This window comes from Pseudarthrobacter sp. MOO13 (genome assembly GCF_058267655.1).
The window spans coordinates 4,292,835-4,307,308 of record NZ_CM177848.1; the positions used below are offsets into that span (position 1 = coordinate 4,292,835).

Sequence of the window (14,474 nt, forward strand, 5' to 3'; positions counted from 1 at the left end):
GAGTACTTGGTTCGGGGCGTATTCCTACTTGGGCGGGAAGGTCCCGGACGGCCGGAATCAGCGCCGGCGGCCCGGCAGGATGCCCGCCACCATGGAGACCAGGGAGATGATGATGGCGGCCAGCACCGCGGTCCAGAAGAAGGAATCAATGGTGAGGTGTACGGGGGTGTAACTGCTGATCCATGCGGTCAGGTAGAGCATGGCGGCGTTGATGACGATGGCGAACAGGCCAAGCGTCAGGATGGTGATGGGCAGGGCCAGGAGCCTTACCAATGGCCGCACGAAGGCGTTGACCACCCCGAAGATGAGGCCGATGAAGAGATAGGCCAGGACAATCCCGATGGTGCCGGTATCCTGCGATATCCCGGACCGTGCCACCGCATCGGACGTCGCGGTGCTTGAGATGTCCATTCCCGGCAGTATCCAACTGGCCACCCAGAGGGCTGCTGCGTTGACGATGACGCGAAGGATGAAGGAACCCATGTCACCATGCTTCCACATGGTCAGGGGCGCCGGCTTGCAGCGCGGGCGTGGATTTCCGGGTTTGCCTCCCGGGTGCCCCCGGCAGCCGCGAAGTAGGCTGGAACCATGACCTCATCTGAGACCAGGGAAGGCGGAATAGCGCCGCGCCCGGTGCTGGACCGACTGCCCCGTTATGCCGCAGGAAAACCGCCCGCCGCCGTCAGCGGACTGGCCAGCTATAAGTTGTCATCAAACGAGAACCCGCTGCCGCCGATTCCTGCGGTGCTGGAGGCCATTGCCCGGCAGGATGACTTCAACCGGTATCCGGATCCCCTGAGCAGCAAGCTGAGGGCAGCACTTGCCAAATTCCTTGGCGTACCGGCCGAGGACATCGTGACCGGCGCGGGAAGCCTGGGGGCCCTGGGCCAGATCCTTGCGGCCTTTGCCGGTCAGAATGAGGACGGCAAGGCCGACGAGGTGATCTATGCGTGGCGGTCTTTCGAGGCCTACCCCATCAGCGTCGGCCTTGCAGGTGCGGAAAGTGTGCGCATCCCCGTGCTGCCGGACGGCCGGCATGACCTGGACGCCATGGCCGCTGCAGTCACAGCCCGCACCAGGGTCATCATCCTCTGCACGCCCAACAATCCCACCGGGCCCGCCCTCACGGCGGCCGAGACTGAGGCCTTCATCCGGTCCGTTCCCGCCGATGTGGTGGTGGTGATCGACGAGGCCTACCAGGAGTTCGTCAGGGCGGCAGGCGCCGTCGACGGGATCGACCTCTACCGCAAATACCCCAATGTCGTCGTGCTCCGGACGTTCTCCAAGGCCCATGGCCTGGCAGGACTCCGGGTCGGCTACAGCGTGTCCCGTCCCCAGCTGACCCAGTACCTTCGCATCGCAGCAACGCCCTTTGCGGTGTCCCAAATTGCGGAGCGTGCGGCCATTGTTTCACTCGAGAACTATGGCCAGGTTGTGGAAAGGGTACAAAAGCTCGTCGACGAGAGGGAGCGTGTCACCGCTGGCCTGCGGGATCTGGGCTGGGATATTCCCGATGCGCAGGGCAACTTCGTATGGCTGGCCCTCGGCGCCGAAAGTGCTGCGTTTGCGGAGCTGGCAGGCTCGCGTGCCCTCTCCGTGCGGGCGTTTCCCGGCGAAGGTGTAAGGGTAAGTATCGGGGAGGCTGAAGCCAACACGCGTTTCCTCCAGTTGTGTGCCGACTATACAAAGGCACCGGCCAGTTCCTAGCACTTAACAAGTAGCCCTTCCGCTACCTACCGAAGATAAAGTTAGGATCAGTAAGCCAATGTATATGCCGCAAGCGGAATGTATTCCATGTGCGGCATATATCCCAGCGACATTTGCATTGCATCCGGATGCGGCAAGCAAGGAGACGGTATGGGCACTCATCTGCCTTCCACCGAGTTCGACGGAACAGCGGTAGACGACCAGCGGGAAGCTGATGCTGAGGCTGTCTTGGGCGAGCCCGCGGCCCCCATGGTCCAGCTGCTCGGCCCCGATGGGAAGCTCGGCGCCGATCCGGTGTTCAGCAGGTATGCGGACAAGCTCACCCCCGAAGCGCTGCGCGGCCTGTACGCCGACATGGCCGCGATCCGCCGGTTCGACGTTGAAGCCACAGCCCTGCAGCGCCAGGGCCAGCTGGCATTGTGGGTGCCGCTCACGGGCCAGGAAGCTGCGCAGATCGGCTCGGGCCGTGCCAGTCAGCCGCAGGACTACATCTTCCCCACGTACCGTGAGCACGGCGTCGCCCTGACCCGCAACGTGGACCTTGCCGAACTCCTGCGCCAGTTCCGCGGAGTCTCCAACGGCGGCTGGAACCCCAAGGACACCAACTTCCACCTGTACACGCTGGTCCTGGCCGCACAGACCCTCCATGCCGTTGGCTATGCGATGGGAATCCAGCGCGACCAGAAGCTCGCCGCAGCAACCGATGGCGCAGGCAAGGAGCCGGACGCCGCCGTGATCGCCTACTTCGGCGACGGCGCCAGCTCCGAAGGCGACGTCCACGAATCAATGGTGTTCGCCTCCTCCTACAACGCCCCGGTGGTGTTCTTCTGCCAGAACAACCACTGGGCCATTTCCGTGCCCACCAACGTCCAGACCCGGGTCCCGCTTTCCAACCGCGCCAAAGGGTATGGCTTCCCGGGCATCCGGGTGGACGGCAACGACGTGATCGCCGTGCACGCGGTCACCGAGTGGGCGCTGGAGCACGCCCGCCAGGGCAAGGGGCCGGTCCTGATCGAGGCCTTCACATACCGGGTGGGAGCGCATACCACCGCCGACGATCCCACCAAGTACCGCCAGTCTGCCGAAGAGGACGCGTGGCGGGCGAAGGATCCGCTGGCGCGGCTGGAGAAGTACCTGCGCGCCGAGGGCCTGGCGGCTGACGACTTCTTCGCCAAGGTCAAGGCCGACGGCGACGAGCTCGCCTCCTACGTCCGGCGCACCGCCCACGACCTTCAGGACCCGGACATCCGGCAGGCTTTCGCCAACGTCTATGCCGAGGCCCACCCGCTGGTGGCCGAGGAACTGGCGTGGTTCGAGGAATACAGCGCAGGATTTGCCGGCGAGGACGAGTCCGCCGGGCAGGCAGCAAAGGCAGGCCACTGATGACCACAATGACCATCGCGAAGGCCATCAACGAAGGCCTCCGCGCCACGCTGGCGGCCAACCCCAAATCGCTCCTGATGGGCGAGGACATCGGCCCTCTCGGCGGGGTCTACCGGGTAACGGACGGGCTGATCGGCGAATTCGGCCCCGACCGGGTCGTGGACACGCCGCTGGCCGAGTCCGGGATCATCGGCACCGCGATAGGCCTTGCCCTGCGCGGGTACAGCCCGGTATGCGAGATCCAGTTCGACGGCTTCGTTTTCCCCGGCTTCAACCAGATCACCACCCAGCTGGCCAAGATCCATTCGCGCAGCAGCGGCAACCTCAGCGTGCCCGTCGTCATCCGGATCCCCTACGGCGGCGGCATCGGCTCCATCGAACACCACTCCGAGTCTCCCGAGGCGCTGTTCGCGCACACGGCCGGCCTGCGCATCATCACCCCGTCCAACCCGCATGACGCCTACTGGATGATCCAGCAGGCCGTGGAGTGCAAGGATCCGGTGATCATCTTCGAACCCAAGCGGCGCTACTGGCTCAAGGGCGACGTTGACGTCCAGGCCCCCGGCCCCTCCGCGGACCCCTTCAAGGCCCACGTCCTCCGCGAGGGAACGGACGCCACCGTGGTCGCATATGGCCCCCTGGTGCCCGTTGCCCTGGCGGCCGCGAATGCCGCGGAGGAGGACGGCAGGAGCCTTGAGGTCATCGACCTCCGGTCCATTTCCCCGATCGACTTCGACACCGTCACCGCGTCCGTCCTGAAGACCGGCCGGCTGATCGTCGCGCACGAGGCTCCCACGTTCGGCGGAGTGGGCGGCGAGATCGCCGCCAGGATCAGCGAGCGGGCGTTCCACTACCTGGAGGCGCCGGTAATCCGCGTCGGCGGTTTCCACATGCCGTACCCCGTTGCCAAGGTGGAGGAAGACTACCTTCCGGACATCGACCGCATCCTGGAGGCGCTGGACCGCGCCCTCTCCTACTGAGGACACCATGACCCTTAACAAGTTCAACCTGCCGGACGTCGGCGAGGGCCTTACCGAGGCTGAAATCGTTTCCTGGAAGGTCAAGCCGGGCGACGCCGTCGCCATTAACGACGTGATCTGCGAGATCGAAACCGCGAAGTCGATCGTGGAACTGCCGTCCCCCTTTGCCGGGACCGTCAGCGAGCTGCTGGTGGCGGAGGGCGTGACCGTTGACGTCGGCACGGCCATTATCAGCGTCAGCGACGAAGTCTCCGGCGACCCCACTCCTGCCGATGTCCGCGCGCCGGAGCCCCCGGCGCAGCCGCTGTACGGCAAGCTCCCGGTGGACGCGGCAGAAGAGCCGACGGCGGCCGGCAGCGGGAGCTCCCCGGCCAATGCTCCCTTGGTGGGCTCCGGACCCAAGGCCGACGCCGTCAAGCGGCGCCCCCGCAAGAACGCACCCGCCGCCTCGGTGACGGTAAACGCTCCCGAAGTTGAGCCGGTGCAGCCGCGGACGCCAGCCGAGGTGACCGGCAGCGAAACTGCCGCCGTGGACAACCGCCCCACCCTTGGCGGCACCATCACGGGCCTGGTCAACCGGGTCCTGGCCAAGCCGCCGGTCCGCAAGATCGCCCGCGACCTCGGCATCGACCTCGCGGATGTGGTGGCCACCGGTTCCCGCGGCGAGGTCACGCGCGAGGACCTGGTCAGCTACCAGGCGCAGCGCGATGCGGAACTGGACAAGGCTGACGGCTTCTGGGGCAAGGCCGGCAAGCCACAGGACCAGCGCATCGAGCGTATCCCGGTCAAGGGTGTCCGCAAGGCCACGGCCAAGGCGATGGTGGAGTCTGCTTTCGCGGCCCCGCACGTCAGCATCTTCGTGGACGTCGACGCCAGCCGCACCATGGAATTCGTCAAGCGGCTCAAGGCCTCCCGCGATTTTGAGGGCATCAGGGTATCCCCGCTCCTCATCCTCGCCAAGGCCGTTATCTGGGCCGCCGCCCGCAACCCCAGCGTGAACGCATCGTGGGTGGACAACGACGACGGCAGCGCCGAGATCCAGGTCAAGCACTTCATGAACCTGGGCATTGCCGCCGCCACCCCGCGCGGATTGATGGTCCCGAACATCAAGAACGCCCAGGACCTGTCGCTGAAGGAACTGGCCCTGGCGCTGAACAACCTGGCCACCACCGCCCGGGCAGGGAAAACCCAGCCCGCGGAAATGCAGGGCGGCACGCTCACGGTCACCAACATCGGGGCACTGGGCATCGACACGGGAACGCCCATCATCAACCCGGGTGAGGTGGCCATCGTCGCGTTCGGCACCATCAAGCAGAAGCCGTGGGTCCTGGATGGCGAGGTGATTCCGCGCTGGATCACCACGCTGGGCGGATCCTTTGACCACCGTGTGGTGGACGGTGATTTGTCCGCCCGCTTCATGGCCGACGTCGCGGCCATCCTGGAAGAGCCCGCGCTCCTCCTGGACTAGGCCGTGCCCGTCAACACCGTGCCGCTGCGGGCGAAGAACCGCGCGGCCACCTGGATCACGGAGGTGTTCCAGCCGCCGGTGGTGGTCAGCATCCAGCTGTTGATCAGCCCGCTGGCCGAGCCGGGATTTCCGGGAACCATCGGCTACGGTGCACTCGCGGCGTTGTTTGTCTGCGTGCTGCCGCTGGCGGTGCTGCTGGTCCTGGTCCGGCTGGGCAAGGTCACGGACCACCATGTAAGCGACCGCAAGCAGCGCGCGCCCGTGCTCCTGATGGCATTGGCATGCATCGCCGTCGGACTGCTGGTCCTGGCAGCGGCAGGTGCGCCGCACAGCGTGGTTGCCATGGTCCTGGCGGTGGTGGGCGGCGTGGCGGTGTTGGCCGCGGTCAGCCTGTTCTGGAAAATGAGCGGCCATGCCGCTGCCATATCTTGCGCCGCCGTCGTATCGGTGCTGATGCTCGGCGCCGCCTGGGCGCCGTTGCTGGTGCTGGTTCCGGCGGTCTGCTGGTCGCGCGTTGTGCTTCGGGCGCATACGCTGCCCCAGGTGGTGGCCGGTGCACTCTTTGGCGGGGTGGTGATGGCCGGGATCTGGTGGCTGCTGCGGGGCTGGCTGGTGGGCTGAATGCCCGTCCCGGGGTACGGGGAAGTACGGCGCGCGGGCCTAGTAGGCGGCGTAGGCCGTGAAGGCTTCAAGGACGGCCGGGTCGGCGCTGGTGCCGAGGAAGACGGTTGCGGCCGTCATCAGGCCTCCCAACAGGGCTGCTGCACCTGCCCAGGCGCTGAGGAGTTTCCAGTCTTCGCGCAGGACGCTGCGCACGGTCTGCGGCAGCTGCAGTCCGGGGGCGATCAGGTTGGGAGCGCTGTCCAGGCTGCCGTCGTCGAGCAGTGCCACCACCCTGCCGTTGCTGCGGTCCACCCGCATTGAGGAGATGTGGTTCCCGTGGCGGGCCAGGAGGATGTCGTGGCCGACGAGCTGACGGCGCTGCAGAGTAATCAAGGGAGGCCTTTGCTGGAGGTGAATGGACGTGTCCACGCCTTTGGGGGCCTCTCCAATTTTATCGTTGCAGACCGTGCCGGGCCGCCGTTTCGGCGGTGAGAACGGACACCCCCCGCAGCGATGTCCGCCACCACGGGGAGTGTCCGCCGTTACGCTTCAGTCGGCGTCGTAGGTGTTGGCGATGTAGACATCGCAGGGCGCGTTGTGCGCCACGCTGTTGGCCACGCTGCCCAGTACCCGGCCGATTCCGTGCATCCGCCGGTTCCCCACCACAATCATGCGTGCGTCCACGCGCAGGGCTTCCTTGATGAGGGCGTCCGCCGGCCGTCCGCGCGCGGCCGAGTACGTCACCGTGACATCCCGGCCCAGGGATTCCGCCACCGTGCGGGCAACCTGTTCGGCGGCATCGGCGTCGGACACGATCCAGCGGTCGCTGCCGCTGCCGAACACCTCAGTCTTGTCGCTGTCGAACGCGGACACCACGTGCAGCGAGCTGCCCAGCGCCGCGGCCAGGTCCTTTGCCGACTCGGCCGCTTTCTTTGCCGTTGCGCTGCCGTCGACCCCTACAACGATGATTCCACCCATATGCATGCTCCCTTGCTCGGTTTTCGGCACTCGTGAGCCTTACGCTACAGCGCCGCAATCGCTTCCTGAAGCACCGGCGCCAATCGGCGGACGCCTTCCGCGATGGCGTCCGGGGGGACAGCGCTGAAGGCGAGCCGCAGCTTGTTGGACGGCTCGTCCGACGGCGTGAAGGCGGCTCCGGGGATGAACACCACACCGGCGTCGATCGCCTTGTGCAGCAGCGGGTAGGTGTCCACGCCCTGGGGCAGCGTCACCCAGACGAAGAACCCGCCCTGCGGGCTGGTCCAGGTGGTTCCGGCCGGCATGTATTCCTCGAGGGCGGCCAGCATGGCCCGGCACCGTTCGGCGTAGAGGACCCGGTAGGTTTCGATCTGGCCCTTCCAGTCGTACTCGCGCAGGTACGCGGAGACCAGCATCTGGTTCAGGGCCGGCGGGCAGAGGGTGACGGACTCGGCGGCCAGGTAGTAGCGCCGCTGCAGGTGTTCAGGGACCAGTGCCCAGCCGATCCGCAGGCCCGGGGCGAAGATCTTGGAGAACGAGCCCAGATAGATGACGTCGTCGGGATTGGCGGCGCGCAGGGGTGCCAGCGGTTCGCCCTCGAAGCGGAGGAGTCCGTAGGGGTTGTCCTCGAGCACAAGGATATTCGCTCTGCGGCATATATCCACCACCTGCTGCCGGCGCTCCTTGGCCAGCGTGATGCCGGAGGGGTTGTTGAAGTTGGGAATTGTGTACAGGAACTTGATGCTTTTGCCGGCGAGCTGGAGGGCCGCGATCCGGGCTTCCAGCAGCTCCGGGACCAAGCCGTACTGGTCCATCTCCACCGTTTCCACCTGGACCTGGTAGGCCTCGAACGTATTGAGCGCCCCGACGTAGGTGGGGTCCTCCACCAGGACGACGTCGCCGGGATTGCAGAAGAGCTTGGTGGCCACGTCCTGTGCCGACTGCGAGCCTGCGGTAATCACCACGTTCCGGGGGTTCGCGTCCAGGATGCCCTCCGCGGCCATGACCTCGCAGATCTGTTCCCGGAGCTCCTCCGTGCCCTGGCCCGCCCCGTATTGAAGCGCGGTCAACCCGTCGTTGGCGATGATCGCGGCCGCCGTTTCCGCCAGACGTTCCAGCGGGAGCGACTGCAGGTAGGGGCTGCCGCCGGCCAGCGAGACCAGGCCGGGGCGCAGCGAAATGTCGAAGACATCCCGGACGGCTGACTGGCGGATGTTGGCAGCCCGTTCGGAGAAGAGCTCCTCGTGGCGGTGTGCCGAGGTGGCGGCACGCTCGATCGCATCGATGGCCTCCGCGGGCAGCGTGCCGGCGGACGCGTCAAGTGTTTCGTGGGTCACAGAGCCAGAATACAACCAGCTGTTGCTTGAAAGGCAACAGCTGTTGATTCCTTATTTACGCGCGCGGGATGTGGAACCCCAGGAGACGCCGGTGCCCGGCACGCGTGATGCGTACCGGGCACTGAAAAGGATGCCGGGCCGTCTTATGCCGCCGGGGTGGAGGCGGCGAGGGAGTCGAAGATGCCCTTGATCTGTTCCACGATCTCTGCGTCGTCCTTGGGGTGGACTTCGGCGAAGCGGACCATGGAGCCCGGCACGGCAAGCTTGACGTCCTCCAGGACGCGGGCGCCGGCGATGCCGGCGGCCTTGCGTGCTTCGTCCTGGGCCCAGACGCCGCCGTACTGGCCAAAAGCAGTCCCGACGACGGCGGTCGGCTTGCCTGCCAGCGCGCCGGCGCCGAAGGGGCGGGACAGCCAGTCGATGGCGTTCTTCAGCGTTGCGGGAACGGTGCCGTTGTATTCCGGCGTGACCAGCAGGACACTGTCGGCCTCCTCGGCTGCGGCGCGCAGGGCGGCGGCCGCGGCCGGCACCTCGCCTTCGACGTCGATGTCCTCGTTGTAGAAGGGGATGTTGCCCAGGCTCTCGTGGATCACAACGTCCACCTGCTCCGGTGCGTTGAGTTGGATCGCTTCCGCCAGCTTCTGGTTGGTTGACTCGGCGCGAAGGCTGCCGACGAGGGTCAGTACGGTGCTCTTGCTCATGGGAACTCCTGGCTAGGGGCGCGGCGGGGGCCGCGATCGGTCAGAGGGCAGGCTCAGGGGAGCCTTCATCAGACTAAACGGACCGCGGTCCGTTTATATTCCCCATGGCTACACTGTCTTTGTGAGTTCCATCCCAGTGCGGCCGGGTATGACGCCGGTGACGGCCGCGGAACGCAGCGATGCTGCCCGCAACCGGGAGCGCCTCCTGCTCGCTGCCCGCGACCTGATCGAACAGGGGGGCGCCGCGGCGCTCACCATGGACCGCCTGGCGGAACACGCCGGAGTGGGCAAGGGGACGGTCTTCCGGCGTTTTGGGAGCCGCGCGGGACTCATGCTGACGCTGTTGAACGACTCCGAGGCCGCGTTCCAGGCCCGATTCCTGTTTGGGCCGCCGCCCCTGGGGCCGGGCGCCGCGCCTATGGACCGGCTGATTGCTTTCGGTACCGAAAGGATCGCCTATGTGGTCGAGTACGGGGACTTGGTCCTGGCTGCTGGAAACGCCTCCCGGGGCAGGTTCGAAGTTCCGGCGGTGGCCCTCTGGAACCAGCATGTGGAAATGCTGCTGCGCGCCGGTGGCGTCGAGTCCCGGGAGCCGGGGCTGCTGGCCGGTTCCCTGACGGCGACCCTCGACCCTGAGCGGCTCCTGCACCTCATCCGGGAGCACGGCGTCACGAGCGAGCGCCTGGCCGCATCGTGGTCCGAACTTGTCACACGGGTGGCGGGGTCGGCGTAGATTACGCGGAGGAAAGCCCTTTCGTCCAGTCAAGCCAACTTCACAGAACTATTCATAACGATCTGATACGGCCCGCTGTATTTCGGGGGATTACTGCGCTTTCCGGCTGATGGCTTGTGATAGTTTCCTCTGGAATGTGACCCGCAACATAGTCCACCAGGACGTGCCCTAGAGGCGGCGGGAGGCCAGCTATCCGCTGGCCGCAGGTCCCGGGGAGGCCGGCACAACCCGTGCTCGCCCGGGGAAGACGGAAGGATCCAGCAGTGATGGTTGATGTGGGCGGCATGGCATACCAGCGGACACCGGAGTGTTTTTCGATTCACCGCACGGCGGCGCCGCGGAAGAAATAGCGCCCCATGCTCAAATACCTCGCCAAGCGCGGCATTACCTACGTGGTGATGATCTTCCTCACCACGTCCGCCGGCTACTTCCTGGCTGTCAGCTCACTCAAGCCGGCACTCCTCGAGCAGGAACGCATCCCCCGGCCCACCCCCGAACAGGTCGCCAACTCCATGCGGCTCAAGGGCCTGGACCCGGACCTCAGCCCGTGGGAGCGCTACGTTGACTGGCTCACCGGCATCATCACCCGGTGGGACTGGGGCAGGAGCCCCAACGGCGCGTACATCAACGCCGAATTCGGGGACCGCGTCTGGATTTCCACCCGCCTTTTCCTGGCCTCGATCATCCTGACCCTGGTTATTGGCGTCGCCCTGGGCGTGTACTCGGCGGCGCGGCAGTACAAGTTCCAGGACCGGGTCATCACGTCCTACAGCTACCTCGCCTACATCGTGCCCGCACCCATCGCCTACTTCCTGGTGCAGCTGGGTGCCATCAACATCAACGAATCCGTCGGTGACCGGATCTTCTTCGTCACGGGCATCTCAACCCCGGGTGTTGCACCCGGCTGGCCCCAGTTCGCCGACCTGATGGCACACTACGTGGTGCCCACGGTGGCCATCACCCTCGTGGGCTGGGGCGCCTACCAGATCGCCCAGCGGCAGTACCTGCTGGACAACGTCAACGCCGATTTTGTCCGCACCGCCCGGGCCAAGGGCCTGAGCCGGAACCAGGCGATCGCGCGGCACGCGCTGCGGGTTTCCTTCATTCCGGTGGCCCAGAGCATCGCCTTCACCATTCCGGCCATCTTCGCCGGCGGTTTCTTCGCCGAGAAGATCTTCGCGTGGCCCGGCGTGGGGTCGTGGAGCATTGACGCCATCTCGCTGCAGGACGTCAATGCCGCCACTGCCACGCTCGCTTACGGCTCAGTGATCTTCGCCTTGGGCGCCATCCTGGCGGACTTCGCCACCACGCTTGTCGACCCGAGAGTGCGGGTGCAGTAGCCATGACCAACCTGAACGCCGTTGACCCGGCAGCCGTGGCGCAGGACGCGCACCTGGAAAGCGCGGACGTCGTCATTGGCAAGTCCACCATCATCATCCGCCGGTTCCTGCGCAATAAGACTGCCGTGACGGGCTTGGCCATCTTCGTAGCCCTGACCGTCTTCTCGTTCATCGGGGGCTTCTTCACCCAGTGGGACAAGGAAACCATCGACCCCTTCAACATCGGGATGCCGCCCTCCGGCGAGCACTACCTTGGCACCTCGCAGGCGGGGATCGATCTCTACGCCATGACAGTCGAAGGAACCAGGATCTCCATCCTGATCGGCCTGGTGGTGGGCCTGGTGTCGGTGCTGATTGCCGCCGTCTACGGCTGCAGCATGGCCTACTTCGGGGGCAAGGTGGACAAAGTCATGCTGTTCATCCTGGAAGCACTGATCATGATGCCGGCGCTCCTGGTGGTGGCCGTTGCCACCAGCGGGGGCGGGGCGGGACTGAAACGCGACCTGCCGTCCTGGCTGCTGCTGATCATCGTCCTGCTCGTGTTCAGCTGGATGGGAACCGCCAGGCTGATCCGGTCCATGTCCATGTCCCTCATGCAGCGCGACTTCGTCAAGGCGGCCCAGTACATGGGCGTCCCGCCGCGCCGGATCGTTTGGCGGCACCTGGTGCCCAACATCGGCTCACTGCTGATCCTGGACATCACCCGCGGCGTCACCGCAGCCATCCTGGCCGAGGTCGCCTTCTCCTTCATCGGCATCGGCATCAAAGTCCCCGACGTGAGCCTGGGCGTGCTGATCGGCCAGGCCACCTCCCAGGTCTCAACCTTCCCGTGGATGTTCTGGGTTCCGTTGACCGTGATGTTCCTGCTGACCGGCTCCCTGGCCATGATGAACGACGGCCTGCGCGACGCCTTTGACCCCAGCTCCACTTCCAGCGGCAAAGCCAAAAAAGCCAAAGCCCGGACTATCCGTGCGGAGAAGAAGACGCCATGAGCAGCGAAACCACAACCGGAGCCACGGACCCGTCGCAGTCGACCGTGGAGCGCCTGCACGTGGCAGGGCTGCACGCCCCCGGGGACGCCGTCCTGTCAGTCCGGGACCTGAACGTGCGGTTCAATACCGAAAACGGTGTTGTGCATGCCGTCCGCGGTATCGATTTCGACCTGCTGCCCGGCCGCACCCTGGGAATCGTGGGGGAATCGGGCTCCGGCAAATCGGTCACGTCCCTGGCCATCATGGGCTTGCTCGCGCCGACGGCCGAGGTCACCGGATCTGTCCGGCTCAAGGGCCGGGAGTTGCTCGGGCTGAGCGACAAGGCCATGTGCGAATACCGCGGCAACGAGCTCGCGATGGTCTTCCAGGACCCATTGTCATCCCTCACCCCGGTGTTCACCGTGGGCACCCAGATCATCGAAGCACTCACCATCCACAACCCCACGATGAGCAAGAAGGCCAAGGAAGCCCGCGCCGTCGAACTCCTGGCCATGGTGGGAATCCCCAGCCCCAAGGACCGGCTGAAGGCCTTTCCGCACGAATTCTCCGGCGGCATGCGCCAGCGCGTCATGATCGCAATCGCGATCGCCAACAACCCGCGCGTCCTGATCGCGGACGAGCCGACGACGGCACTGGACGTCACCATCCAGGCCCAGGTCCTCGAGGTGCTGCACAAGGCGCAGGAGGAGACCGGCGCCGCCGTCGTCATGATCACCCACGACCTGGGCGTGGTGGCCGGAATGGCCGACGACATCATGGTCATGTACGCGGGCAAGCCGGTGGAAACCGGGGCCGTGGACCACATCTACTACAACCCGCGGATGCCCTACACCATGGGCCTGCTCGGCGCCGTCCCGCGCGTGGACGTGGCCGAGAAATCCTCGCTCGTGCCCATCGAGGGGATGCCGCCGAACCTCCTGCGGGCCCCCACCGGCTGCTCGTTCGCGCCCCGCTGCCCGCTGGCGTCGGACGCCTGCCTTGACGGCGAACCCGCTCTGGCACCCGTGGCCGACGACGGACTGCACCGCGCCGCCTGCATCAAGTCCGACTCCCTGGGCGGGACGGTGGACGTGCACGATGTCTTCGCCGCCCCGCCGGTACCGGTCTCCCGTTTTGACTCCATCCCGCGTGCTGAACGGGCCACCGTCCTGCAACTCACGGACGTCCGCAAGCACTTCCCGCTGACCAGGGGCGCCCTGATCAAGCGCAGGATTGGCACCGTCAAGGCGGTGGACGGCCTGAGCTTCGACATCCGCGAGGGCGAATGCTTCTCCATCGTGGGCGAGTCCGGCTCGGGAAAGACCACCACCCTCCTGGAAATCATGGAATTCCACCCGGACCAGGACGGCGAGGTGGTGATCGGCGGCCTGAGCAACAAGCAGGCGGCCGATGCCAAGACCAAGGGCAAGATGCGCCGCGAACTCCAGATGGTCTTCCAGGACCCCACAGGTGCCCTGGACCCGCGCTTCACGGTCTACGAGGTCCTGGCCGAACCACTGCAGAACGCGGGCATGGACCGGGCGGCCATCAAGAAGCGGATCATGGAGCTGATGAAGCTCGTGGGCCTGCAGCCGGACCACGTCAACCGGTTCCCCAACCAGTTCTCCGGTGGCCAGCGGCAGCGGATCGGGATCGCCCGGGCCCTGGCCGTGAATCCCAAGCTGGTGGTCCTGGATGAACCCGTCTCCGCATTGGACGTATCGGTCCAGGCCGGCGTCATCAACCTCCTGGACCAGCTCCGCGCCGAACTGGGCCTGAGCTACCTGCTGGTGGCCCACGACCTGTCGGTTGTGCGCCACATTTCCAACCGCGTGGCCGTGATGTACCTCGGGAAGATCGTGGAGATCGGGGCTGTGGACCGGGTGTTCGACAACCCCCGCCACCCCTACACCCGTGCCCTCCTGTCCGCCATCCCGGTACCCGATCCGCACCTGGAACGGACCCGCGAACGCATCATCCTCCAAGGCGACCTGCCCTCCCCGCTGCAAGCCCCCAAAGGCTGCAACTTCGCCACCCGCTGCCCGGTCTTCGCCGCGCTGCCGCCCGCGAAGCAGGAAAAATGCCTCACCCTCGAACCGCTCCTGGAAGCCGCGGCACCCTCGGCGGCCGTGCAGGTCCTGCAACAGGCTCCCGTGCCCGTGCCGGACCAGCAGTTTGCCTGCTTCTATCCGGACGGGGAAATTGATGAGGACATGCTGGTGGTCCATGAACCGGCGGACCACCTTGCACCCTAGGATTTTTTCGACCCACCC

General features: G+C 66.0%; 14 protein-coding genes. 9 read left to right on the plus strand and 5 right to left on the minus strand.

The features are described from left to right. Window positions 1-57: 57 nt before the first annotated feature. Complete coding sequence (locus AC4EEO_RS19685) at window positions 58-483, minus strand: phage holin family protein (RefSeq protein ID WP_018763694.1); 426 nt, start codon at window positions 481-483, stop codon at window positions 58-60. 105 nt (window positions 484-588) lie between these two features. Here AC4EEO_RS19685 and AC4EEO_RS19690 point away from each other — a divergent pair, with 105 nt between their 5' ends. The 5 genes from AC4EEO_RS19690 to AC4EEO_RS19710 all read left to right on the plus strand — a co-directional run bounded on the left by AC4EEO_RS19690 (window position 589) and on the right by AC4EEO_RS19710 (window position 6,159). Continuing rightward, window positions 589-1,707 carry a histidinol-phosphate transaminase gene (locus AC4EEO_RS19690; RefSeq protein WP_018763693.1) on the plus strand — a complete coding sequence of 373 codons (1,119 nt, stop codon included), beginning with the start codon at window positions 589-591 and terminating at the stop codon, window positions 1,705-1,707. A gap of 150 nt (window positions 1,708-1,857) precedes the next feature. Beyond that, window positions 1,858-3,090 (plus strand): pyruvate dehydrogenase (acetyl-transferring) E1 component subunit alpha, encoded by a 1,233-nt coding sequence (gene pdhA / locus AC4EEO_RS19695; RefSeq protein WP_133832359.1) that lies wholly within the window; start codon window positions 1,858-1,860, stop codon window positions 3,088-3,090. Next, on the plus strand, window positions 3,090-4,070 hold the full coding sequence (locus AC4EEO_RS19700) for an alpha-ketoacid dehydrogenase subunit beta (RefSeq protein WP_491339537.1): 981 nt from the start codon (window positions 3,090-3,092) through the stop codon (window positions 4,068-4,070). Before pdhA ends, AC4EEO_RS19700 begins: the two co-directional genes overlap by 1 nt. Window positions 4,071-4,077: 7 nt before the next feature. Next, a complete protein-coding gene (locus AC4EEO_RS19705) occupies window positions 4,078-5,538 on the plus strand; it encodes a dihydrolipoamide acetyltransferase family protein (RefSeq protein ID WP_491339538.1) in 1,461 nt (486 codons plus the stop codon). Window positions 5,539-5,541: 3 nt separating this feature from the next. Then, window positions 5,542-6,159: a phosphatase PAP2 family protein gene (locus AC4EEO_RS19710; protein WP_018763689.1), complete on the plus strand. Its 618-nt coding sequence runs from the start codon at window positions 5,542-5,544 to the stop codon at window positions 6,157-6,159. 39 nt (window positions 6,160-6,198) lie between these two features. On the opposite strand, the gene AC4EEO_RS19715 is transcribed toward AC4EEO_RS19710, so the two are convergent. The 4 genes from AC4EEO_RS19715 to AC4EEO_RS19730 all read right to left on the minus strand — a co-directional run bounded on the left by AC4EEO_RS19715 (window position 6,199) and on the right by AC4EEO_RS19730 (window position 9,157). Continuing rightward, window positions 6,199-6,534, minus strand: a complete 336-nt coding sequence (locus AC4EEO_RS19715) for a hypothetical protein (protein ID WP_018763688.1) — start codon at window positions 6,532-6,534, stop codon at window positions 6,199-6,201. Between the two features lie 156 nt (window positions 6,535-6,690). After that, window positions 6,691-7,119 carry a universal stress protein gene (locus AC4EEO_RS19720; RefSeq protein WP_018763687.1) on the minus strand — a complete coding sequence of 143 codons (429 nt, stop codon included), beginning with the start codon at window positions 7,117-7,119 and terminating at the stop codon, window positions 6,691-6,693. A gap of 44 nt (window positions 7,120-7,163) precedes the next feature. Further along, the gene (locus AC4EEO_RS19725; RefSeq protein WP_026265129.1) at window positions 7,164-8,456 is read right to left on the minus strand and encodes an aminotransferase-like domain-containing protein; all 1,293 of its coding nucleotides are present in this window, start codon (window positions 8,454-8,456) and stop codon (window positions 7,164-7,166) included. Between the two features lie 143 nt (window positions 8,457-8,599). After that, a complete protein-coding gene (locus tag AC4EEO_RS19730) occupies window positions 8,600-9,157 on the minus strand; it encodes an NAD(P)H-dependent oxidoreductase (RefSeq protein ID WP_018763685.1) in 558 nt (185 codons plus the stop codon). 121 nt (window positions 9,158-9,278) lie between these two features. On the opposite strand from AC4EEO_RS19730, the gene AC4EEO_RS19735 reads away from it, so the two are divergent. The 4 genes from AC4EEO_RS19735 (at window position 9,279) to AC4EEO_RS19750 (ending at window position 14,456) form a co-directional block, all read left to right on the plus strand. Continuing rightward, on the plus strand, window positions 9,279-9,890 hold the full coding sequence (locus AC4EEO_RS19735) for a TetR/AcrR family transcriptional regulator (RefSeq protein ID WP_491328911.1): 612 nt from the start codon (window positions 9,279-9,281) through the stop codon (window positions 9,888-9,890). A 356-nt stretch (window positions 9,891-10,246) separates the two neighbouring features. Beyond that, complete coding sequence (locus tag AC4EEO_RS19740) at window positions 10,247-11,230, plus strand: ABC transporter permease (RefSeq protein ID WP_018763683.1); 984 nt, start codon at window positions 10,247-10,249, stop codon at window positions 11,228-11,230. A 2-nt stretch (window positions 11,231-11,232) separates the two neighbouring features. Then, window positions 11,233-12,222: an ABC transporter permease gene (locus AC4EEO_RS19745; protein ID WP_018763682.1), complete on the plus strand. Its 990-nt coding sequence runs from the start codon at window positions 11,233-11,235 to the stop codon at window positions 12,220-12,222. Next, on the plus strand, window positions 12,219-14,456 hold the full coding sequence (locus tag AC4EEO_RS19750; protein ID WP_491339539.1) for a dipeptide ABC transporter ATP-binding protein: 2,238 nt from the start codon (window positions 12,219-12,221) through the stop codon (window positions 14,454-14,456). The genes AC4EEO_RS19745 and AC4EEO_RS19750 overlap by 4 nt, the downstream gene beginning before the upstream one ends. The last annotated feature ends 18 nt before the right edge of the window (window positions 14,457-14,474 follow it).

Coding starts and splice junctions, on each gene's coding strand:
- AC4EEO_RS19720 (WP_018763687.1), bottom strand. CDS start 7,119: ATGGGTGGAATCATCGTTGTAGGGGTCGACGGCAGCGCAACGGCAAAG.
- AC4EEO_RS19690 (WP_018763693.1), top strand. CDS start 589: ATGACCTCATCTGAGACCAGGGAAGGCGGAATAGCGCCGCGCCCGGTG.
- AC4EEO_RS19730 (WP_018763685.1), bottom strand. CDS start 9,157: ATGAGCAAGAGCACCGTACTGACCCTCGTCGGCAGCCTTCGCGCCGAG.
- pdhA (WP_133832359.1), top strand. CDS start 1,858: ATGGGCACTCATCTGCCTTCCACCGAGTTCGACGGAACAGCGGTAGAC.
- AC4EEO_RS19705 (WP_491339538.1), top strand. CDS start 4,078: ATGACCCTTAACAAGTTCAACCTGCCGGACGTCGGCGAGGGCCTTACC.
- AC4EEO_RS19750 (WP_491339539.1), top strand. CDS start 12,219: ATGAGCAGCGAAACCACAACCGGAGCCACGGACCCGTCGCAGTCGACC.
- AC4EEO_RS19740 (WP_018763683.1), top strand. CDS start 10,247: ATGCTCAAATACCTCGCCAAGCGCGGCATTACCTACGTGGTGATGATC.
- AC4EEO_RS19700 (WP_491339537.1), top strand. CDS start 3,090: ATGACCACAATGACCATCGCGAAGGCCATCAACGAAGGCCTCCGCGCC.
- AC4EEO_RS19745 (WP_018763682.1), top strand. CDS start 11,233: ATGACCAACCTGAACGCCGTTGACCCGGCAGCCGTGGCGCAGGACGCG.
- AC4EEO_RS19685 (WP_018763694.1), bottom strand. CDS start 483: ATGGGTTCCTTCATCCTTCGCGTCATCGTCAACGCAGCAGCCCTCTGG.